The organism is Kitasatospora sp. NPDC005748, from assembly GCF_040630735.1.
Taxonomy (GTDB): Bacteria; Actinomycetota; Actinomycetes; order Streptomycetales; family Streptomycetaceae; genus Kitasatospora.
This window is the reverse complement of sequence record NZ_JBEXYD010000010.1, coordinates 79,833-101,624: the sequence shown is the minus strand read 5'-3', so window position 1 is coordinate 101,624 and position 21,792 is coordinate 79,833. Positions and strand designations below refer to the sequence as shown.

The window sequence follows — 21,792 nt, the reverse complement described above, 5'->3', positions numbered from 1 at the left end:
GCGGTCGGCCCCGGCTGACGACCCGGGCCCTACGGCAGGTCGATCCGCTCGGTCCGGTAGGCCCCGATCACCTCGATCCCCTTGCTCCCCGTGATGCCGTCCAGCGGCAGCGACTCCGTGTACGGGGCGGTGGCGGGGAGCCCGATGCCGGACAGCGAGCCGACCACCTCGATGCCCCAGTACTCCGGCTGCGCAAGGTAGACCCGGGGCGACAGCCGGACGGTCATGTTCAGGTAGGGCTTGGTCCCGTTCACCACGAGGATGAACGTGCCCGGGACGATCCCCGGGACGGCCTTCGCCTCCTCGAAGTCGATCAGGCGCACGGACTCCGGCGCCGGCCGCTCTGCAAAGTTCTCCGCCATGGTGAACCCTTTCGTCACCGCGATGCCCTCAGGCCTTCCGACGACGCAGGCTAGCTGACGGTCGCTCACGAACGATGCCTGCCGCGCGCGTACGAGGGCGCCCGCATGCCCGACACCCGCCCGGCGGATCCGACCGCTCGGGAGAGCGGTGTCTCCGTGGCTGCCGCGAAGGCGACGAAGTCGGCCCAGGCGGCGGGGGAGAAGGCGAGCTGCGGCCCGCTCCGGTCTTTCGAGTCCCGGACGCGCACGGCGGTCGTCATGGCGGCGACCTCGATACAGGCGCCGCCCTCGGTGCCGCTGTGGCTGGAGGTGAACCACGCGAGCTCAGTACTCATTGCCCCTCCGCCAACGCGCCGATGAACCGCGCCGAGGCCTTGGAGCCGAAGCCCCCTGGTCCTCGACCGGCTCGGGCTCCGAGGGGAGGGCGGGTGTGGGTCGGGGTGGGGGCGAAGCATGAGAAACCGCACGTCCGGGTGAAACCGGCCGGGGTGGTGGTGTGCGCCGGGGCTTCGGTCCGGTCGGGGCGGGTGCCGTGAGTGTCGGGCGGTGGAGCGCGGGGTCGCTGTGATGAGCTGAGGGCTGCCGTGCCCTCCGGTCCCGTGCGGCAGCCGTTCCGGTCCTGCTGGACCGTCCTCCTGAGGGGAGACGCTCGTGCGCAGTCGTGTCGGAGCCGGGGTGCTGGCTCTGCTCCTGGGGTCCGGTGCCGTCGCGGGCTGTTCGTCGGCGCCGGCGCCCCCGGCCACGTCGGCCGCCCCGAGCTCTGCCGCCGCCTCGGCAGTCGCCTCCCCCACCGCCTCCGCCACCGCCTCCGCCCCGGCCACGCCCGGTGCCGCGCCGTCGGTGGCCGTCCGGGCGACGGTCACCGAGGAGTTGGCGGCGCCCTGGGGCCTGGTGGTGCTGCCCGACGGGGACCTGCTGGTGTCCGAGCGGGACGACGGACGGATCGTCCGGGTCGCGGCGAAGGACGGCGCCCGCACCGGGACCGGGACCGTCCCCGGGGTGGTCTCCGGCGGCGAGGGCGGCTTGCTGGGCCTCGCGTTGTCGCCCGGCTACGCCACCGACCACCTGGTGTACGGCTACTTCAGCACCGCCGCGGACAATCGCGTCGTCCGTCTGACGTACGACCCGACGCGGCCGCCGAAGCAGCAACTCGGCACGCCCGAGGCCCTCCTGACGGGCATCCCGCACGGGCCCCGGCACAACGGCGGGCGGATCGCCTTCGGCCCCGACGGCCTGCTCTACGTGGGCACCGGGGACAGCGGCGACACCGGGCTCGCCCAGGACAAGGGCTCGCTCGGCGGCAAGATCCTGCGGCTCGCCCCGGACGGCACCCCCGCTCCCGGCAACCCCTTCCCCGGCTCGCCCGTGTACTCCTACGGCCACCGCAATGTGCAGGGGCTCACCTGGGATCCCCAAGGGCGGCTCTGGGCCTCGGAGTTCGGCCAGGACACCTGGGACGAGCTGAACCTGATCAAGGCCGGCGGCGACTACGGCTGGCCGGTGGTCGAGGGCACCGGGAACCGCCCCGACTTCATCGACCCGGTGGCCCAGTGGCATACCGCCGACGCGTCCCCGAGCGGTATCGCCTACGCCGACGGCGCCGTCTGGATCGCCGCGCTGCGGGGTACCCGGCTCTGGCGCGTCCCGCTCGACGGTGACCGCGCGGCGGGGGCTCCGGAGGCGTTCCTCGGCGACGCCTACGGGCGGCTGCGCACGGTGGTCGCGGACCGGGACGGCACGCTGTTGCTGGTCACCAACAACACCGACGGGCGCGGGGACTCGCGCTCCGGCGACGACCGGATCCTGCGCCTGACCGTCTCCTAGCGGCGCGGCCGGTCCCCGCGGTCCCGGCCGCTTCTGACATGCTCGGATCGAGTGCGTGGTCCGCCGACCGGTCGGCGTGGTTCGCCCGCAGATCGCTTGTGCTGGAGGGGAGTTGGGACCCCTCCGGGCCGTCGGCCGGGGTGGCGGCCGCGTCGTCGTCCCCGCTGATCGTTCACTCGTTCGATGGGTTTGAAGCGGCTGGTCCGCAGGAGCGGCCCCCCGGCGGCCGCGTTGTCAGTGTGTCCCGTTACGTTCCTCCCATCGCAGACCAGCAGCTGGGAGGAGAGCGGCCGTGACGTGGGTGGAAGCGGGGACGGGCGGCTATCAAGTCGCGCTCGACGCGGAGGGCAGGGTGGTGTGCCGCAACGCGGCCGGCCGCCCGTTGAAGTCCCTTCCGTCGAAGCTGAACGACGATCCGGTGGTCACCGGGCTCAAGCAGCTCACCGAGTGGCTCGCCGCGCACCGGCGCGGCTGCCTGGAGGACGTCGAGCGGTGGATGGTCCGCTCGCTGCCCGTCCCCGCCGCGGTCCTGGTCGCGGTCTGGCCGGACGAGGCCTGGCAGGAGGTCCTGCGCGACCTGGTGGTGACGGGCGCGGACGGCGAGGTCGCCGGGTTCCTGCGCGGCGCCGACGCCGAACGCGGCCTCGGGCTCGTCGACCTCGACGGGGACACCGTGCGCCTCACCGACGGCGAGATCCTGATACCCCACCCCGTCCTCCTGGAGGACTTGGACGAGCTGCGCGAGTTCGCCGTCGAGCTCGGGGTCTCCCAGCAGGTGCAGCAGCTGTACCGGGAGGTCTGGCACCGCCCGGCGGAGGCCGCGTCCGGTACCGAGGTCACCAGCTACGCCGGCGGCCGCTACAACGCCCTGCGCGACCTGCTCGGCCGCTGCGCCCGGCTCGGCTACCGGGTGCGCGGCGGCTACGCCGTGCTGCCCGTGGTCGAGGGCGGCCGCGCGCTGGAGGCCCGCGTCTGGGTCGGGGACTACTACGAGTACGACGAGTGCGAGACCGGCGCGCTCAGCTGGGCCGGCCCGGACGGCACGATCCTGCCGGCGGCCGAGGTCGGGCCGGTCGCCTGGTCCGAGGGCATGCGGATGGCCGCCGCGCTGTACGCCGGCCGCACGATCGAAGGGGAGGAGCCCGCATGAGCACCACCGAACTGCACGAGCGCCTGCTGGATGCCGGAGCGGTCCTCCCGGCGGGCACGCTGCCCGGCGCCGGGCAGCCCGACAGTGCCGCCGACGTCCTCACCGCCCGCAGCTACGCCCACCCGGCGCTCGACGGGCGCCGGATCGTCCGGCTCGTCCCGGGCGCGCTCGGGCCCGCCGAGGACCTGGCGGTCGACTTCCTCGGCCTGAAGCCGGCGGCGGAGCCGGCCGAGGTCGGCCAGGTCCGCCAGGAGGCGCTGGGCTTCCCCGCCTGGGCGCTGGTCCACGACCCGGCGAACGGCCACCACGCGCTCGCCCTGGTCAAGGAGATGGAGCGGCTCGCCCGGCAGGCGAAGTCCAAGCCCGGCCACGCCAAGGACGGCTTCGACGAGCTCGCCGTGCGCCTCGGCCGCGCGGTGCCGCACTTCCTGCCGACCTACTGCGAGGAGGTCGGCAGGATCTTCGTCGAACAGGGCAACCAGACCTACGCCGGCACCTTCTTCGGCAAGGCCCGCGAGGCCGAGCGCACCCACAGCCTCGCCGTGGACGAGGAGCGGCTGCGCGCCGTCTTCCTGGAGTTCGCGCTGGCCGGCGCGCTCACCGTCAAGGCGCTGCGCCAGTACGTGAAGGAGCTGAGCGGCCGGCTCGACCCGCTGACCGCCTGGCAGCGCTTCCGCCAGCTCTGCACCGAGCGCTCGGCCGCCGGCATGGCCCCCTACGCGGGGATCGCCGAGGACGCCCGCGCCCTGATCCGGGCCGCCGGGCTCGACCGCACCGAGCACGAGCAGGCCCTGCTCGCCGAGCTGCTCGCCTCCCCCGCCGTCAACCGCGCGCCCGGCGCCTTCTGGAAGTCCTGGCACGGCGCCGTCATCGAGCTGGCCCGGCGTGACGAGGGCGTCCGCGCCCGGCTGCTGGAGATCATGCCCGACCCGGCCGGGGTCTCCGACCAGAGCGCCCAGGACGCCTCCTGGCTCGCCGTGCTCGCCGAGAGCGGCGCCGAGCAGCTGCTGACCGGCCTGCCCGCCGGCGGCGCGGCGGGCCGGGCCGGGACCACCCCGGCCGCGGCCGTCTGGCTGCAGCGCTGGGTGGGCCACATCGGCCGGGGCTGGCGCACCAACGGGCTCAACGCCGAGACCGTCGCGCTGGCCGCCCGGATGACCGGGCGGCTGCGAGCCGACGGCATCCCGGTCGACCTCTTCACCGGGACGCGGCGCAGCCCCCACCAGATCGAGCTGCTCGACCTGCTGCTCGCCGAGGGCGTCCCGGTCGCCGACCCGGCCGACGGGCAGAGCCTCGGCCTCGGCGACTGGGTGCGCGAGTCCGGGCCCGGCGGCCGCACCCTCGCCGCGGTGGCCGCCGACCCGCGGTTCCGCGCCCTGCTGCGCTCCGGCGTGCCCAACAGCTGGACGGCCGCCGCGCACAAGCAGCTGGCCGCCCTCCCGGTGCTGCGCGAGCTGTTCGTCGAGTGGTCCGACGCCCGGGCCGACGAACTCCTGGCCGTGCGCGGCCTGGCGAGCGCCGCCGAACTGCTGAAGGACCTGCGGAGCAGCCGCGGCGCGATCCGCACCGAGAACCCGGCCGCCGCCGAGCGGATCGCCGGCCTCGACGTCACCGGACTGCTCGCCCGCACGCTGCGCACCGGCATCCTCGACGAGCTCGGCTGGCCCGCGCTGGAGGAGGCACTCGTCCGGCTCGGCATCGAGGCGGGCGAGGCACCGGGCGGCCCCGAGGGCAGGGAACTGCCCGACGGCCTCTGCGTCGAGGAGGCCTGGCCGCAGCTGGTCCTGGAGCTCGGGAACCGCGTCGTGGTGGTCGGTCCGCAGGGCATCCTGCTGGAGCACACCCTGCGCATCCCCGACAAGCTGGAGCGCTGGCAGCGGCCCCGGCTGCGCTTCGTCGACGGCGAGCTGCTGGTCGCCTGGTACCGGGAGAACAAGCAGTTCGCCTACTGGTCCGGCCGCCCCACCGAGACCTTCGAACTGGGCGGGGAGACCATCGTCCGCTACTACGGCGGCCGGGACGACCCGGAGATCCCGTCGATCCCGCTGTCCGGCGGGGGCCGGACCACCGGCGAGCGCCCGCTGCACGTCGGTGACACCCGGATGCCCGCCGAGGCGCGGGTGATCGGCGACGGCACCGGTCACTGGACGGTCCGCCCGAGCCGGTCCGGTGACGTCCTCACCGAACTGGACGCGGCCACCGGCGCGCTGGGCCGCGCCGCCGAACCGCCCAGGATCGCCGCCACCGCGGCGGCCGGCCGGCTCGACCTCGACCGCACGTCGCTGCTGCCGATGCAGCCCGGTCTGGAGGCCACCCCGCTCGGCACCGACGGCGTCGTGCTCGGCAGCTGGGTCCGGGTCGACGGGGCCAAGGTCACCACCGGCACCGCCGACGGCACCACCCTCGCCCTGGCCGGAAAGGGCCGGCGCGCCGATCGGTTCCCGCTCGGGCGGCTCGGCCTGCCCGGTGACGCCCACCCGCTGGTCGTCGAGGAGCGCGGCGGCGATCTCGGCCTCGCCCTGCCGGACGCCGACGGCAGCGGCGCCGACACCAGCACCGACCTGCAGACCTGCCGGCCCGGTGGTCTGGCGGCCGCCGGTACCGCGTTCGTCCCCCCGCTCGCCCACTGGCACGCCCTGCGGCCGCGCGACGAGGCGGGCTCGCTGGTCCTGCGCGGTCTGACCGACGAGCAGGCCGCCCGGCTGATCGACGCCGCCTGGCCGACGGACGCCGAACCGCCCGCGGAGGCGGAGCAGCGCTGGCTCACCGTCCAGGGCGTGCGGCGCCCGCTGGCGGTGGGCAAGGCCGCCCGGCAGTCCGTGCCGGTCGAGGCCGTCGGCGCCGTGCTGCCCGGCGTCGGCCACCCGCTGCTGCGGGCCGGCGTCGCCGGCCTCGCCCGGTCCGCCGCCGAACTGCTCGACCTCGCCGCCCGGTTCGTCCCGCAGCCCGAGGCCGAGGCCCGCCCCGAGCCCGGCACCGCCCGGGCGGGCGCCGCCTACCGGCCCGAGCACGGGCGTGACCAGGACCTGCGCGAGGCGGTGGAGATCCTGCTGCCCGACACCTCGGGCTTCGGCCGCTCCTGGGAGCACGGGGACCACTGGCGGGTGCTCGGCAACCTGCGCACCGTCCTCGGCGTCCTCACCGGGCCACCGGCCGTGGCGCCCGGTACCGAGGGCTGGTCCGCCCCGCTCCGGGTCGAGCTGGAGGGGGACGACAACCACCACGGCTGGCTGAGCCTCCTCGGTCACCTCGGCACCCTCGCCTACGCCGCGGCCGCCCCGCTCACCGGCGTGGCCGAGCGGTCGGCGCTCGCCCTGCTGCTGACCGAGCTCACCCGCGGCCTGCTCGCCGACCGCGGCGCCACCCTGCGCGAGGTGGTGCTGACCGAGCCGCTCGCCGACTTCGTCGACCCGGACGGCACCAGCCGCAAGCACCCGTCCCGGGCCGGCCAGGTGTTCCGGCACGGGGAGCGGACGGTCGTCGTCCTCGGCTGCCGCCACCACCGCGAGGACCGGGTGAACTGGCTCGCCGTCGACCACGACCCGAGCGGCGCCTTCGGGCCGGTCGCCCACTTCGGCACCGCCGGGGAGCGCAACACCGAGGAGGTCGTCACCGCCGACTGGACGGCGCGGTTCACCGCCCTGCTCGCCCTGCACGGCGGGTTCGTCCGGGAGGCCGGGCAGGCCGCCGCCTTCGGTGCGGCGACCGGCATCGGCGCCACCCGGGCCGCCCTGCTGCTCAGCCCCACCAACACCCTGTTCGGGTGGTACGGCAACGTGCTCCCCGCCGACCGGCTCAAGGAGTACGGTCTCAAGTCGGCCGAGGCCAAGGCCGCCCGGGACTGGCTGCGCGGTCGCGACCGGGCCGGCCTCCGCGCCGTCTGGACGGCGCTCCTGCCCGCCGACCCGAAGGCGCTCTGGACGGACGGCCCCGACACCGCGGCCGGAGCCGAGCGGTGGACGGAGCGGTTCGGACGGCTCGTCACCCTGCCCGAGGAGGCCCAGGCCACCGTCAACGGTGCCGGGATCAACCACATCGAAGAGGTCCTCAACCCGACCCGGACGCCCTGGCTCAACCGCACCACCGGCTACCGGGTGCGGGCCACCCAGGACGGCGGGCCGGTCCAGCTGGTCGCCGACGACCCGCACGCCCTGCCCGGCGACACCGGTCTGGGCGGGTCCGTCGACGCCCTGCGCTGGCTCGCCTACCACCTGCCCGCCGACAGCCCGCTGCGCCCGCTGCTGCCGCAGGCCGCCGCGGCGCTGCGGGCCCGGCTGGCCGACCCGGAGCTGCTGCTGAACTACGACCTGCACCGCACCGCCAAGGGCGAGAAGCTGTCGCCGGTGCTGCGCACCCGCTTCGGGCTGCCGGCCGAGGGCGGGGCCGACGCCGACGGTCTGGTCCGCTGTGGGGAGGCCCTCGTGCTCGCCCCCGGCCGCACCGAGGACGAGCAGGTCTGGCTGCGCCCGGCCGGGCTCACCGGCGGGGACGATCCGGTGCTGGAGCTGCTGGCCGGGCTCGTCGACGGCTACTGGTTCACCAGTCAGCGCCCCGCCCTGGCGGCCATCCTGGACGGCGAGCTGGAGCGTCTGGTGGCCCCGCCGGAGCTCACCCCCGACCCGGCGCCGACCGGTGCCGGGGAGGAGGCCCGCTGGGCGCAGAACCCGCAGCTCAGCGTCGGCCCGCTGGTCGCCGAGGTGGCCGCCGCCCACGGCCTCGGCGCGGACGCCGCCGCGCTCTACCTCCAACTGCTCGCGCTGCCCGACCCGACCGACCGCAACGTCGCGCGCTGGACGGGCTGGAAGCCCGCCCGGCTGAAGCGGGCCCGGGCCGAACTCGCCGCCACCGACCTGGTGCTGGAGGCCAAGCGGGCCCGGGCCGGCCGCGGCCTCTTCCTGCCCGGCGGCTGGCAGGAGGCCAAGGCCCCCGGCCTCCCGACGGAGACCTGGAAGGCCGGCCTGTACGAACTGCCCACCCACCACGCCGTCCTGCCGCGGCTGTCCGTCCCGGAGCTGTTCGCCCGGGCCTGGCAGCGGATCGGCGACGGGGACGTCCCCGGATACGAAGAGCTCCGTACCGGCAAGCGCAGGAAGGCCCGCCGATGACCACCGCCCCGAAGGACCAGTCCGCCGATCCGACGGCTCGGCAGATCGTCCCGCCCGAGGAGAGGTACGCCGCCGAACTGGAGTTCCTGGCGGCCCACGACACCGGCCCGCGCCCGCCCGGCTGGCGGCTCACCCCGCGCGCCGTGGTCACCTTCGTGATGGGCAGCGGCGGCGAGAAGCTCAAGGCCGGGCGGAAGAGCCTAGCTGTGGAGCAGAAGTTCGTCGGCGAGCGGGCGCTGGTCGAGCGCTGCGTGGTCACCCTCGCCGGGGAGCGCGGTCTGCTGCTCGTCGGCGAACCGGGTACCGCGAAGTCGATGCTCTCCGAACTGCTCGCCGCCGCGGTCTGCGGCACCAGCGCGCTCACCGTCCAGGGCACCGCCGGTACCACCGAGGACCAGCTGAAGTACGGGTGGAACTACGCCCTGCTGCTGGCCAAGGGCCCCAGCCGGGACGCCCTGGTGCCCTCGCCGGTGCTCACCGCGATGACCACCGGAGCCGTCGCCCGGGTCGAGGAGGTCACCCGCTGCCTGCCCGAGGTGCAGGACGCCCTGGTCTCGCTGCTCTCCGAACGGCGCATCGCGGTACCCGAGTTGGCGGGCAGCCCGGACGGCCAGCTGCACGCCGCGGCCGGCTTCACCCTGATCGCCACCGCGAACCTGCGGGACAAGGGCGTCAGCGAGATGTCCGCCGCCCTCAAGCGGCGGTTCAACTTCGAGACGGTCGGCCCGATCGGCAGCCTCGCGGCGGAGGTCGAGCTGGTCCGCCGGCAGTCCACCGCCGCGGTCGCCCGGGCCGGTGCCGCGTACGCGGTGGACGACGCCGTGCTGGAGGCACTCGTCACCGCCTTCCGGGACTTGCGCACCGGCCGCTCCACCGAGGGCTGGGACGTCGAGCGCCCGTCCACCGTGATGAGCACCGCCGAGGCCGTCTCGGTGGCCACCGCGCTGGGCGTCTGCGCCGCCTACCTGCCCGACGGCGGAGACCTCCTCGGCCGGCTGCCGGGGCAGCTGATCGGCGTCGTCCGCAAGGACGACCCGGCCGACGCCGCCCGGCTGCTCGGCTACTGGGACGGCCCGGTCCGGCGCCGTGCCGAACAGGGCGCGGCCACCTGGCGGATGCTCTGGGACCTGCGTTCGGCCCTGGAGGCGTGAGGCGATGACGACGAGCAGCGCGGTGACCGGACTCTCCGGAGCCGGAGGAGCGGGCCCTCGCGGCCCCGGCACGCCCGGGGACCACGACGACCCGCGCGGGGTGGTCGAGGCGGAGGCGGCGCGATTGGCCGCCTCGGGGGCAGGCCGTCCGGGGCCGTTCCTGATCGGGGTGCGGCACCACGCCCCCTCGCTCAGCGCGGTGGTGCCCGCGCTGCTCGACGCGGCCCGGCCCGAGGTGGTCCTGGTCGAGCTGCCCACCGAGTTCCAGCCCTGGCTGGACTGGCTGGCCGACGAGTCCACCCGGGCGCCGGTCGCCCTCGCGGCCGCCCCGGACGGCTCCGGGGACGGTCCGGGCGAGGGGCCCGCCGGGCTCGCCTTCTACCCGTTCGCGGACTTCTCCCCGGAGCTGGCCGCGCTGCGGTGGGCCCGTCGCAACGGCGTCCCGGCCCTCACCTGCGACCTGCCGCTCGCCCGGCGGGCCGAGGCCCGCCGCGCGAGCGGGGGCACCGCACACGACGGCCGCCCCGGCGTCGCCGCCGCGCTGCGGCACCGGCTCACCGGGCGGGACGACGACGATGACCTCTGGGACCGCCTGGTCGAGACCGCCGCCCCCGGGTCCACCCCGGAGGCCGTCCGCCGCGCCGCGCTGCTGGTCGGCTGGGCGATGCGCCGCGACGCGGCGGACGGCGCCGGGGTCGATCCGTACGACCTGCGACGCGAGGCCTGGATGCGTGCGCGGATCCGGGCCGCCGGGGCCGACGGGCGCCGGGTCGCCGCCGTCATCGGGGCGTTCCACGCGCCCGCGCTGCTCGACGACGCGGCGGCCGCCGGGCCCGACCCCGACGGCGGCGGGGACGACGGCCACGCGGAGAACGGCGGCCACGTCGTCTCGCTGATCCCCTACACCTACCCCCTGCTCGACGCCCGGTCCGGGTATCCGGCAGGCATCCGAGACCCCGAGTGGCAGCACACGGTGCTCGACGCGGGCGGCGATCCGGAGCGGCTCGCCGACGCCCTGACCGGCACCGCGGTGCGGATCTGCCAGGCCCTGCGCACCCAGGACCACCCGTCGGGTCCGGCCGACGCCCGCGAGATCGTCCGGCTCGCCGGGGACCTCGCCCGGCTGCGCGGGCTGGCCGCCCCCGGCCGGGGCGAACTGGTCGAAGCCGTGCAGACCGTCCTCGCCCAGGGGGAGCCGCTCGGCCGCGGCCGGGCCGTCGCCCGCGCGCTGGAGCGCGTCCTGGTCGGCACCCGGACCGGCCGGGCCGCGCCCGGCGCCCCGCGCAGCGGCCTGGCACCCGCCGTCGAAGCGGCCCTCACCGGACTCGGCCTCCCCGGGCCGGGCGACTCCGCCGAGACCGCCCCGCGGGAACTCCGGCTGGACCCGCTGCGCTCGGCCCTCGACCGCCGCCGCGACCTGCTCCTGCACCGCCTCACCGCCTGCGGCGTCCCCTACGGCGAACCGGTGGCCGGGGTGGGCGCGGGCGGCACCGAGACCCTCGGCGCCCGCTGGCGCGTGCAGTGGAGCCCGACCGTCGCCGCGATGCTGACGGTCGCCGGCACCCGTGGCGTCACCCCGGCCCAGGCGGCCGAGGGGGCGCTGCGGGAGCGGCTGCGCCGCGAGCAGCAGGCCGACGGCCCGACCGCCCGCGAGGTGGTCCAGGGCCTCGCCGACGCCGCCGCCTGCGGACTGCCGGCGCTCGCCGACACCCGCCTCGCCCAGCTCACCGCCGTCCTCCCGCAGAGCGGGACGCTCCCCGAACTCCTGGACGCACTGGCCCTGCTGGACCGCCTCGCCGCCGGTCACGTCCCGGGCCTCGCCCCCGAGGCACGGCGGGACTCCTCCGCACCGGGGACCGCGGACCGGACGGAGCCGGCCGCGCCGCCCGGGGAGCGGGCCGGGCCGATCGAGCCCGGCGGCCGGGCCGTCGCGCTCGCTTCGGCCGCGGAGCTGCTGACCGACGCGGCGGTGCGCCAACTGGAGGGGCTGGGCGGGTCCGACGACCCCGCCGATGCCCGGGCCCTGGTGGAGCTGGCCCGCCGGGCCGACCTGTCCGGCGGCGTGCGGCTCGCCCACACGCTGACCGAACTCGCCGACGGCGGGAGCCCGTTGGTCCGGGGAGCGGCCGGGGCCGTGCGGGTCCTGCTCGGGCAGGACGGCCCGAGCGCGTTCGGCGGCCGCGCGGCCTCCTGGGTCGACGGAGCCACCGACACCGGGACTCGTCATGCCCTCGGCCGATCGCTGGTCGGTCTGCTGACGGCGGCGGAGGGGCTCTTCTCCACCGCGCCCGAGGCGCTCGAACCGGTGCTGGAGCGGGTCACCGCCCTGTCCGACACGGCGTTCCTGGACCGGCTGCCCGCACTGCGCGGTGGCTTCGACACCCTCGCCCCGGCCGCCCGGGACCGGTTGCTGGCACTGGTCGAGGAGCGGCTGGGCAGCCGTCTGCAGACCCTGCCGGACGCTGTTCCGCCGGCGCTGCTCGCCGCCTGGGCCCGCGCGGACCTCGCCGCCCGGGCCGCCCTGGAACGACGCGGGCTGCTCCCGGAGCGATCCACCGCCCCGATGGCCGAGCCGACTACCGGACCGCTGGCCGCACCCGGGCGCTCCGACCGGCCGGCGGACGAGCTCGTCGGCGGGTCCGCCGGCGATGTTCCCGCGACGGCCGGTGGCCCGGCGGCCGAGCCGACACCCGGGCGGCTCGCGGCGGCCGAGCATCCCGGCCGGACGGCTCACCTCGCCGTGGCCGCCGACGACGGACACCCCGCCCCCGGGCAGGCCGTCCAGCCCTTCCACGGCCCGGGAACGGATGCCGGGCCGGCTCCGGGGCCCGCTGCGCACGTCCCCGCTCCCGCGTCCGCCGGGCAGGAGCTCGCGCCGGCCGAGCGATGGCGGCTGTTGCTCGGGCGGCCGGGGGGCGGAGGCCTCGGGGGGCGTGCGGCCAGGCTCGCGACCGCGCTCGACGAGCTGTACGGCACCGGGCACGGGGAGGGGTCCGGGCCCGGGCTGGACGGTCGGGGCGGGGCGGGCGGCAACCGGGGCGGCCGTGAGGCCCCGTACCCGGGCGTGCGCGAGTGGTCCGAGGAGCTGACCGCGCTGTTCGGGCCGGGCATCCGCGAAGAGGTGCTCGCCGCCGCCGTGGGGCAGGGCCGGGCCGACGCGCTGGACGCGATCGACCCGGGTGCCGTCCGCCCCTCCGTCGACCTGCTCCGGACCGTGCTGGAGCACGCCGGTGGCCTGCCGGAGGCGCGGATCGCCGGGCTGCGTCCTCTGGTGCGGCGCCTGGTGTCCGAGCTCACCCGGGAGCTGGCGACCAGGCTCCGACCGGCGCTCACCGGAATCAGCGTGCCGCGGCCGAGCCGGCGGCCCGGCGGAGGGCTCGACCTCCACCGGACGATCCGGGCGAACCTCGCCACCGCGCGCCCGGCCCGGCCGGGGGATCCGGAGGCGGGCACGGTGATCGTCCCGGAACGGCCGGTCTTCCGGACCAGGGCCCGACTGGCGGCCGACTGGCGGCTGATCCTGGTGGTGGACGTGTCCGGGTCGATGGAGGCGTCCACGGTCTGGGCGGCGCTGACCGCCTCGATCCTGGCCGGGGTGCCCTCGCTGAGCACCCACTTCGTCGCCTTCTCCACCGAGGTCGTCGACCTGACCGAGCGGGTGGAGGACCCGCTCGGCCTGCTCCTGGAGGTCCGGATCGGCGGCGGCACCCACATCGCCACCGGGCTGAAGTACGCACGCGAGCTGGTGACCGTGCCGTCCCGGACGCTGGTCGCGGTGATCAGCGACTTCGAGGAGGGCGGACCGATCGGCGGGCTGCTGACGCAGACCCGCGCGCTGGTCGACTCCGGCTGTCACGTGCTCGGCTGCGCCGCGCTCGACGACACCGGGACGGCGCGTTACTCGAAGGCGGTCGCGAGCCAGCTGGTCGCGGCCGGAATGCCGGTGGCGGCGCTGAGCCCGCTCGAACTGGCCCGCTGGGTGGGGGAGAAGGTCCGATGACAGAGCAGCAGAGCGTGCCGTCCGGCGGGGCCTGGCCGGCCGTCCGGCCGGAGGTGGTCGCCGAAGTGGTGGCGGGGCTGTCGGCCCGCCTGCAGAAGCGGCTGGACGGCGCGGCCGCCAAGCTGGCGGAGCGCCCGGTGCGCCGGGACGGCGACGAGTGGCGGATCGAGGTGGACGAGGAGACCGCCCTCGTCCTGCACGCGCCCGGCGGGGTGGTCCGGGGGCAGGCCGATGTCCGCTGCGGCTGCCTGCTGGCGCCGGCCTGCGTGCACCGGGCGGCGGCGGTCACGGTCTGCCGGATCGCCGACGCGGACACCGAACCGGGCCCGGGCACCGAACCGGAACCGGCCTCGGAGTCGGGCCCGGAGCCGGGCTCGGGGTCGGGCACCGAACCGGACCCGGTCGGCGGCACGCCCGGCGGCCCCCGCACCGCTCCCGATGCCGCTCCCGACGACGCCTCCGGCGGTTCGCTCACGGCGGCCGAGCAGGCCGCCGTCCACCACCTGCACCGCGCCGCCGCGGCCGTGCTGGCGGCCGGGGTGGGCGGAGCCGGCGCCGTGCTCCAGGCGGAGCTGCTGCGGGCGGCCCACCGGGCGCGGCTGAACGGGTTCCACCGGCCGGCCGCGGCAGCGGTCGCGGTGGTGAGCCGGCTCCGGGCCGCCCGCTCGGGCGAGCCGGACCACCGGCTCGCGCTCCTGGTCGCCGGCCTGCGCGAGCTGCTCGACCTGACCACGGCCCTGACTACGACCTTGTCCCCGACCCGGCCCCCGACCGTGGCCACGGCCCTGACCCGTGCGCGAACCGCGGCCCCGGGTACGGGGCACCGCGATCTCGCCGCCCTGCGCGGCACCGCCCGTCAGGTCTACGGGGAGGCGGGCGGGCTGCGGTTGTACGGGCTGTTCGCCGAACCGGTCCTGACCGCCACCCATGCGGGCGTGCTCACCTGGGCGGTGGATGCCAACGGCGTGCTGAGCACCGTCGCCGAGGTGATGCCGCACGCCGACCCGACGACGGCCGCCCCGCAGGCGGTCGGTGCGGGGAACCGGGCTGTCCGGTTGGGTGATGCCCTGCTCAGTCACCGCGAGTTCAGCCGGGCGGGGCTGGCCGTGCAGGGGGCGACGCGGTCCGCCAACGGTCGGCTCGGCGCGGGCAGTTCGGTTCGAGCGGTGCGGGCCGGGGGAGTGGCGTGGACGGCGGACCCGGTCGCCGGGCTCTGGACGGAGCCCCCGGCCGTCCAGGTGGAGCGGGCCCTGGCAGCGGCGGCGCTGCCGTACGAGGGCCGGCCGGCCGGGAGCGACCTGCTGTTCCTGGACGTCACGCTGCTCGGCGCCGCCCCGCACGGGTCGGGCGGCGTGCCCGAGCTGCTGGCCGACTGCGGCGGGCTGGTGGTCGCGCTGCGCGCGGCGCACGACCGCCCCGGGCTGGCGTTCCGGGGCAACCTGGCGCTGCTCGCCACCGCGCCGGGCCTGCGGCTGCGGGTGATCGGCCGGCTGGAGCGGGCCGAGCACCCGGAGCTGCGGCTGCTCGCGGTGGGTACGCCACCGGCCGGACCCGAGCCGGGGGAGCCGGCCCTCGCGCTGCCCGCCGATCGGGCGGCGCGGGTCAATCTGGGCCTGGAGCGGTTGCAGACCGCCGATCTCACCCTCGGCGCCGCGTCCAGCACCTCCGCCACCGTCGAGGTCCCGAGCAGTGCGGCCGGACCGGTCGGGCCCGCGGCTCCGGTCCATCTGCTGGCGCGCCGGGTGGAGCAGGCGGTGACCGGCGGGCGGCAGGGGCTCGCGCTCGGCGCTGGGGCGGCGGACACCGGCCGGTCGGCGCTGCGCGCGGCCGGTCTGGCCACGGGGGCGGCCCTGCTCGACGCGCTCCGCGCGGCGGCGGCGGACCAGCCCCGCGACGTGTTCGGCAGGGTGGTGGCGGACGACCATGCCGCGTTCACCTCCGCCTGGCTGGCTGCGGCCTGCTACGGCGAGGAGTTGGCCTCGGCGCTCTGCGCGGGTGGCTGGCAAGGGCAGGATCCGGTCAAGGCCGGGTCATAAGAAAGTATTTGCACAGGCAGGTAAAGCGCGTCGAATGGCATACTGGGGGGCGGGAAGACGTTCGACCGGTCGTACTACCGTCGACCGGGGCCGGGCAAGTGACCGGCCGGTGGGCCGACCGGGCCACGGGTCCGGTCCGGGTTCGAGCCCGGGTTCGTGCACGAGCTCGGGCCGGGGGCCGGACCGGAACAGGGAAAGCGAAGGGCGAGCCATGGGTATCCACGACGATGCTGCCGAGATCCGCGCCTGCGGCTGGCGTACGCTCGCCGCTCTGCACGGCCTCATCGACGCCGCGCTGGAGAAGGCGCTCCAGAGCGAGCACCAGCTCTCGGTGGTCGAGTACACGGTGCTGGACGCGCTCTCGCGGCAGGACGGCTGGCACATGCGGATGCAGCAGCTGGCCCGGGCCGCGGCCCTGAGCAGCAGCGCGACCACGCGCCTGGTGACCCGACTGGAGGACCGCGGCCTGCTCAGCCGCTTCCTCTGCGTGGACGATCGGCGCGGCATCTACACCGAGCTGACCCCCCAGGGCCGCCAACTGCTCGAAGCCGCCCGGCCGGTGCACGACGCCACCCTGGAGGCGACGCTCGCCAAGGCCACCGACGCGCCGGAGCTGGCCCCGTTGGTGCGGGCCCTGGAGGAACTCAAGCTCACCCCGGCGGCGGCCACCGCCCCGGCTGCCGTCTGACCCCGACCGGTACGGCCGACGTCGGCGCCGAAGCCGGTACCGACACCGGCCCCGGCGCGCGGCCGAGAACCCGTCCCGGCCGCCGCTGGAGCGGTGGCCGGGACGGGTCACACCTCGTCCGGCCTCTGTTGCGCGGGGCCGGTCTTGCGGACCCGCCGGGGGAGGACGGGCGGGACGCGGGGGTGCCCTTCGAGTCCGTGGTCCGACGGGACCTCCTGGACGCCCTCGCGCGTACGCGTGGCGGGGTCGGCCGGGTGGCTCTCCACCACGCCGTCCCACAGGGCGTCCCGAGGGTTCGCGTACCGCGGTCCGGCGGCCGCCTCCCCGGCTACCGCGCCGCCGTCCGAAGGGGCGCGGTCGGAAGGGGCGCCGTCCGAAGGCGCGTCGTTCGGGCGGGCACCCTCCGGAGGAGCGCCCTCCGGAACACCGGCGTCCGCACCCCCGCCCGAGGCCGCGCCGAACGGGTCGTCGTCCTGCCAGGGCGACGAAGCCCGCGACGGTGAGGCCAGCGACGCCTGCGAAGGCGACGGGGCCTGCGGCGCCGACGGCTGCCACGACGAGGCCCGGGGGACGACCACCGCGTCGGGCAGCCCGGGGATCGGCGAGCCGGCCGCCGGGGGAGCCGGGGGCGCGCCCGCGGTCAGCTCCTCCGGGGCCTCCGGCTCCTCGCCCGACCCGCCGTCGCCGTCCCCGTTCCCGCCGTCCCCGCTCCGGTCGGCCTCCGCCACCACCGGTGGCCGGGTCACCCGGGCGCCGGGCGGCAGGCCGGCCACGGACGGGGTCTGTTCCATCCGCTCCAGCAGCGCCGACGGCAGCAGCACCACGGCGCGCGTCCCCCCGAAGGGGGAGGACCGCAGGGTGACCTGGATGTGGTGCCGGGAGGCCAGCCTGGCCACCACGAAGAGGCCGAGCCGCAGGTCGTCCCCGAGCGCGGAGACGTCCAGCTCGGGCGGGTCGGCCAGGTAGGCGTTGAGCTGCTCGTACTCGTCCCGGCACATCCCGAGACCGCGGTCCTCGACCTCGACGGCCAGCCCCCGGGGGACTTCCTGCGCGGAGACCTGCACCTTGGTGTAGGGCGGGGAGAAGGTGGTGCCGTTCTCGATCAGCTCGGCGATCAGATGGATGACGTCGGCGACGGCCTGGCCGCCGAGCGCGACGCGCGGGATGCCCTGCACGACCACCCGGGAGTAGTTCTCCGTCTCCGAGACGGCGCTGCGCAGCACGTTGACGACCGGGACGGCGTTGCGCCAGCGCCGGGCGGGCAGCGCGCCGCCGAGGATGACCAGGTTCTCGGCGTTGCGCCGCATCCGGGTGGCGAGGTGGTCGACCGCGAACAGCTCGCGCAGCAGCCCGGGGTCCTCGTGCTCGCGCTCCAGCGCGTCCAGCATGCTGATCTGGCGGTGGAGCAGGATCTGGGTGCGGCGGGCGATGTTGAGGAAGACCTTCTTGGTGCCCTCCCGCCCCTGGGCCTGGTGCACGATGGCGGTGAGCGCGGCGGTGCGGACGGCGGAGAGCCCCTCGGCGGTCTGGTGGAGTTCGTCGCCGAGGCGCCGGGCGGGGATCCAGGCGGGCGGTGGCGGGACGGATTCGCCGGCTCGGAGCCGGCCGACCACCTGGGGGATCTCGTGCCGGGCGATCGAGAGGGTGTCGGCCCGCAGGTCGCGCAGCCGGGCGGACACCGACCGGGCCAGCCGGATGCCGCGGGTCAGGCTCCAGAGCAGCACGACGGCGACGGCCGCGCTGACGACCGCAAGGGCGGTCCGGTGGCCGGTGCCGCGCAGCAGGGAGAGGGCGTAGCCCCAGGTGGCGGCGAGGCCGAGGCAGGGGACCAGCACGAGGGCGAGGAGAGAGCGGCGGAGCGAGCCGGACCGGCCGGCGCGGTGGCCCGTGCGCGGGGCCGATATGCCTGGCATCTGATTCCTTGGTGCAGGGCCAACGGCGGGTCTGCCCGTGTGCGGTCCGGCCGGGGTCTCGGAGCCGCCACGGCCGGCGGGCCCGGAGGGGGTCGGACGAGGTGGCGTGGTACCACCGTCCGAGCGGGTGCAGCACGGCCGCCGACTTCGGGCACGCTATCAGCCCCGGGAGGCCCTGTCGCAACATCAACTGACGATACGTAAGCGGATGGTGACGCGTCTTTACATCGGTTGATCGGCCGCTTTTCGGCGGATCTCCGCAGGTCAGCGCGGTGGTCCTGGTCGTCGACGACTTCCCGGGAGCCTGAGGGGAGGTCTCCGGAAAGCCGTCAGGAACAGGTCAAGTACGGGAAGTCCGAAGGTGGGCCGGAAGCCGGGCGTGGGCCGGTTCCGGGTGGCGCGGATGCCTCCGTGTGGGGGTGGGGGCTTCAGCCGGCGAGCGGCATGTGCAGCAGGGCGGCGCCGGCCGGGCGGGCGGCCTCGGCCTCCAGTCGGGCCTCCCGCTGGGCCAGTTCGGTCCAGGCCCAGCTCGTGAGGTCGGACAGCTCCGCCGACCACTGCTTGCCGTACGTGCCCGAGGCCACCTGGCCGAGCCGCAGCCGCTGGACGTCGGAGGTGCCGGCGGGCGGGTAGATGTGGGTGGCGTCCCGCAGGTAGCGCTCGATGTGGAACTCGGCCTGCAGGCCCCGGGCGGCGTGGATCTCCATCGCGTTCCGCGCCGAGTCCAGCACGTACTCGGTGTTGATCAGCTTGGCGTTCATCAACTCGGCGTCGCAGGGCCGGCCGTGGTCCAGCTGGTGCGAGGCGTGGTAGGCGGCCAGCTTGGCGGTCATCAGGCGGGACTGCATCTCGCCCAGCTTGAGCGCTATGTTCGGCAGCTGGGAGAGCGGCTTCCCGTAGAGCACCCGCCCCTCGGCGAACCGCACGGTGTCCTCCACGATCGCCCGGTGGATGCCGAGTGCGACGGCGGCCAGGTTCAGCCGTCCGTACAGGGTCGAGGAGGAGTAGGCGATGTCCAGGCCCTGGCTCTCCTCGCCCAGCCGGTTGGCGGCGGGGACGCGGCAGTCCTCGAAGACGATCTCGCCGAAGCTGAAGCCGTGCAGGCCGCTCTGCGAGCCGGGGCTGCCGGTGCGAAAGCCCGGGCGGTCGCTCTCCACCAGGAAGGCGGAGAGGCCCCGGCTGCCCTCGCCGGTGCGGAGCACCACGCCGTGCACGTCGCCGATGTGGGAGTTGCCGACGAACCACTTGCGGCCGTTGAGGACGTACTCGTCCCCCTCGCGCCGCGCGGTGCCGGTCATGCCGAGCACGTGGCCGCCCGATTCGGGTTCGGTGACGGCGATCGTCGGCAGCACCTCGCCGGAGGCGAACCGCGGCAGCCAGTAGCGGCGCTGGGTGTCGGAGCCGAAGTGGATCACCTTGGCGACGCCGAGCTGCGAGGCCTGCGCCATCGCGCCCATCGCGCCGCTGACCCGGGCCAGCTCCTCGACGATGACCGTCTTGGCGAGGTGGCCGAGACCGAGCCCGCCGAAGGTCCGCGGAATGGTCGCGCCGATCCAGCCGCGCTGGGCGATCTCGCGGGAGAGTTCGACCTCGACCGTCCGGTCGGCCTCCATTCTGGCCACCTGCGGGCGCACCTCCTTCTCCGCGAACTCACGTACCTCCGCGCGGAGGCTCTCGTGCCGTTCGTCGGTGAAGTAGTCCATCGCCATGCTGGGTCCTCTCGATTCAGGGGTGGTGGTGCCTCCGTCCGTGCAGCCGAACCGCTCCGGCCGCCCAAGGGTGGGGGTGATGAGGTGGCGGCCGGTTGCCCTGGTGCAGCCGGTACGCGCGGATGTGCGGGGCGGGATCCTGGCGGAAACCCGTCCCTGTTTTCGGCAGGGCTCATTGTCGTATGGCGATCCGGCCCTCTCCATAGTCGATCTTGGAATGGCGCGAAACGGATCGCCCGAAGTCGGAGGAGGATTGAAAGCCGCCGCGGCGGGGGAATGATCATTCCCGCTTTTCGGCCCTGCTGGAGGGTCGTCCACGTGCGGGTTTGATCGCCCGTCAGTCGTGGCGGTCGGGTGGGCCGAGAGCGTCCATCGCGCCGATGGTCTGATTACATGTGCGCCATGACTGATGTGATGAGCACTCAAGGCCAGTTCCCGGGTGCCGCCGGCGAGTCCGAGCGGACCCGCCGGCTGCGCATCCTGGGTCTCAACGAACCCACCGTGGACGAGGCCTTCGACCGCTTCGCCCACCTGGCCGCCAGCCTCACCCGCGCCCCCATCGCCATGGTCAACTTCATCAACGACGAGCGGCAGATGTTCCGGGGGCTCTTCATTCCGCCAAACTCCGCCGCCCCGGGCGACACCGGCTGCTCCTGGGCCGACCGGGGGATCGTCTTCGACCTCCCGAGCCGGGAGATGCCGCTGAGCCACGGTTTCTGCCCGCACGTCGTCGCCCAGCGCTCCCCGCTGGCGCTCGACGACGTCCTCGCCTACCCCCGGTTCGCCGGGAACCCGGTCGTCGACGAGCTGGGGGTGCGCGCCTACCTCGGCGCCCCGCTGGTCGACGACACCGACACCGTCATCGGCACCGTCTGCGTCCTCGACCGTGAACCCCGCCAGTGGGGGCGCGAGCGGCTGCGCGACATCCAGCACCTCGCCGAGGCGCTGCTCTCCGAGATCCGGCTGCGCGACAACCTGATCGCCCAGCAGCAGGAGATGTTCGCCGCCTTCGACGGTTCGCCGTTCCCGATCATGCTGACCCGCGGGCCCGAGCAGGAGCTCCGCTACGTCAACCCCGGGCACGCCGAGGCCTTCGGTGCGCCGGTGGCCCACGGCTCGATCGGGCAGGCCTACCCGCAGCTGGCCGCCGCGGGGCTGGAGCAGACGGTGGCCGAGGCGTACCACACCGGTCGGACCGCCGTCCTGAACGACGTCCGTTTCCAGTCCACCCGGCCGGACGCTCAGCGGATCCACCAGATCTTCAGCTTCACCTGCACCCCGCAGCGGGCCGCGCGGACCGGCCAGGTGAACGGTGTGCTCGTGGTCGGCATGGACGTCACCGCGCAGTCCCGCACCGAGGAGGAGCTGGGCACGCTGGCCGCGCTGCTGGTCGACCGGCTCCAGCAGAGCGGTGGTGGCGCCACCGGTCGGCCGGGCATCGGCGGCGGGGAGACCGGGCTGGTGCTCCCGGGCTGACCCCGGACGCCACCGCACCCGTCCCCCACCACGATGAACACGGCCCCTGCCACGACCCCCGCCACGACCACGACCACCGCCACGACTTACGCCGCCGGCACCACCACCACCGGTGCCGCCGACACGACCGCCGCCGTCGCAGCCGCCGGACCGGCCACCGCCGCCGGCCCGACCACGACCGGCGCCACGTCCAGGACCGGCGCCACGTCCAGGACGGACCCCGTACCCACCGGCCCCGCCACCGTGCCGGGGCGCCTCTCACCCCCGAGGAGAGGCGCCCCACCACGGTGACCGCCGGGAGCCCGCCGCCGTAGTCGCGGCCTCAGCCCTGCCCAAGCGCGTCGCCGGGAGCCCGCCGCCCCGTAGTCGGCCTCCGCC

Annotated in this window: 12 protein-coding genes and 1 pseudogene; 8 read left to right on the top strand and 5 right to left on the bottom strand. The window is 75.9% G+C overall.

The features are described from left to right. Positions 1-29 precede the first annotated feature (29 nt). Together ABZ495_RS10960 and ABZ495_RS10955 are read right to left on the bottom strand one after the other, a co-directional pair. Positions 30-362, bottom strand: a complete 333-nt coding sequence (locus ABZ495_RS10960; protein ID WP_359835381.1) for a hypothetical protein — start codon at positions 360-362, stop codon at positions 30-32. 161 nt (positions 363-523) lie between these two features. Continuing rightward, positions 524-697, bottom strand: a pseudogene (locus ABZ495_RS10955) (DUF397 domain-containing protein); the annotation flags it as partial. 316 nt (positions 698-1,013) lie between these two features. Between ABZ495_RS10955 and ABZ495_RS10950 the strand changes: the two are divergent. The 7 genes from ABZ495_RS10950 to ABZ495_RS10920 all read left to right on the top strand — a co-directional run bounded on the left by ABZ495_RS10950 (position 1,014) and on the right by ABZ495_RS10920 (position 16,316). Further along, positions 1,014-2,186, top strand: coding sequence for a PQQ-dependent sugar dehydrogenase (locus ABZ495_RS10950; RefSeq protein ID WP_359835379.1), 1,173 nt, complete (start codon positions 1,014-1,016; stop codon positions 2,184-2,186). A 292-nt stretch (positions 2,187-2,478) separates the two neighbouring features. Then, entirely contained in the window at positions 2,479-3,336 is an 858-nt protein-coding gene (locus ABZ495_RS10945; protein ID WP_329490410.1) for a DUF4132 domain-containing protein, read from the top strand. After that, positions 3,333-8,441, top strand: coding sequence for a hypothetical protein (locus ABZ495_RS10940; protein WP_359835377.1), 5,109 nt, complete (start codon positions 3,333-3,335; stop codon positions 8,439-8,441). The genes ABZ495_RS10945 and ABZ495_RS10940 overlap by 4 nt, the downstream gene beginning before the upstream one ends. Then, positions 8,438-9,592: an AAA family ATPase gene (locus ABZ495_RS10935; RefSeq protein WP_359805450.1), complete on the top strand. Its 1,155-nt coding sequence runs from the start codon at positions 8,438-8,440 to the stop codon at positions 9,590-9,592. The genes ABZ495_RS10940 and ABZ495_RS10935 overlap by 4 nt, the downstream gene beginning before the upstream one ends. 4 nt (positions 9,593-9,596) lie before the next feature. Further along, the gene (locus ABZ495_RS10930) at positions 9,597-13,592 is read left to right on the top strand and encodes a DUF5682 family protein (protein WP_359835375.1); all 3,996 of its coding nucleotides are present in this window, start codon (positions 9,597-9,599) and stop codon (positions 13,590-13,592) included. Next, positions 13,589-15,628 carry a hypothetical protein gene (locus ABZ495_RS10925; RefSeq protein WP_359835373.1) on the top strand — a complete coding sequence of 680 codons (2,040 nt, stop codon included), beginning with the start codon at positions 13,589-13,591 and terminating at the stop codon, positions 15,626-15,628. Before ABZ495_RS10930 ends, ABZ495_RS10925 begins: the two co-directional genes overlap by 4 nt. 211 nt (positions 15,629-15,839) lie before the next feature. Beyond that, entirely contained in the window at positions 15,840-16,316 is a 477-nt protein-coding gene (locus tag ABZ495_RS10920; RefSeq protein ID WP_359805455.1) for a MarR family transcriptional regulator, read from the top strand. A gap of 107 nt (positions 16,317-16,423) precedes the next feature. On the opposite strand, the gene ABZ495_RS10915 is transcribed toward ABZ495_RS10920, so the two are convergent. Together ABZ495_RS10915 and ABZ495_RS10910 are read right to left on the bottom strand one after the other, a co-directional pair. After that, complete coding sequence (locus ABZ495_RS10915) at positions 16,424-18,229, bottom strand: ATP-binding protein (RefSeq protein ID WP_359835371.1); 1,806 nt, start codon at positions 18,227-18,229, stop codon at positions 16,424-16,426. Between the two features lie 428 nt (positions 18,230-18,657). Further along, complete coding sequence (locus tag ABZ495_RS10910) at positions 18,658-19,932, bottom strand: acyl-CoA dehydrogenase family protein (protein WP_329492320.1); 1,275 nt, start codon at positions 19,930-19,932, stop codon at positions 18,658-18,660. A 408-nt stretch (positions 19,933-20,340) separates the two neighbouring features. Between ABZ495_RS10910 and ABZ495_RS10905 the strand changes: the two genes are divergently transcribed. Next, entirely contained in the window at positions 20,341-21,414 is a 1,074-nt protein-coding gene (locus ABZ495_RS10905) for a GAF domain-containing protein (protein ID WP_329490418.1), read from the top strand. 86 nt (positions 21,415-21,500) lie between these two features. Here ABZ495_RS10905 and ABZ495_RS10900 read toward each other — a convergent pair whose 3' ends face one another. Next, positions 21,501-21,644, bottom strand: coding sequence for a hypothetical protein (locus tag ABZ495_RS10900; protein ID WP_359835369.1), 144 nt, complete (start codon positions 21,642-21,644; stop codon positions 21,501-21,503). Positions 21,645-21,792: the final 148 nt, after the last annotated feature.

What these genes read in the sequence shown, in the direction of transcription:
- ABZ495_RS10960 (WP_359835381.1), bottom strand. Translation starts at nt 362, where the DNA reads ATGGCGGAGAACTTTGCAGAGCGGCCGGCGCCGGAGTCCGTGCGCCTG.
- ABZ495_RS10940 (WP_359835377.1), top strand. Translation starts at nt 3,333, where the DNA reads ATGAGCACCACCGAACTGCACGAGCGCCTGCTGGATGCCGGAGCGGTC.
- ABZ495_RS10935 (WP_359805450.1), top strand. Translation starts at nt 8,438, where the DNA reads ATGACCACCGCCCCGAAGGACCAGTCCGCCGATCCGACGGCTCGGCAG.
- ABZ495_RS10930 (WP_359835375.1), top strand. Translation starts at nt 9,597, where the DNA reads ATGACGACGAGCAGCGCGGTGACCGGACTCTCCGGAGCCGGAGGAGCG.
- ABZ495_RS10925 (WP_359835373.1), top strand. Translation starts at nt 13,589, where the DNA reads ATGACAGAGCAGCAGAGCGTGCCGTCCGGCGGGGCCTGGCCGGCCGTC.
- ABZ495_RS10920 (WP_359805455.1), top strand. Translation starts at nt 15,840, where the DNA reads ATGGGTATCCACGACGATGCTGCCGAGATCCGCGCCTGCGGCTGGCGT.
- ABZ495_RS10915 (WP_359835371.1), bottom strand. Translation starts at nt 18,229, where the DNA reads ATGCCAGGCATATCGGCCCCGCGCACGGGCCACCGCGCCGGCCGGTCC.
- ABZ495_RS10910 (WP_329492320.1), bottom strand. Translation starts at nt 19,932, where the DNA reads ATGGACTACTTCACCGACGAACGGCACGAGAGCCTCCGCGCGGAGGTA.
- ABZ495_RS10905 (WP_329490418.1), top strand. Translation starts at nt 20,341, where the DNA reads ATGACTGATGTGATGAGCACTCAAGGCCAGTTCCCGGGTGCCGCCGGC.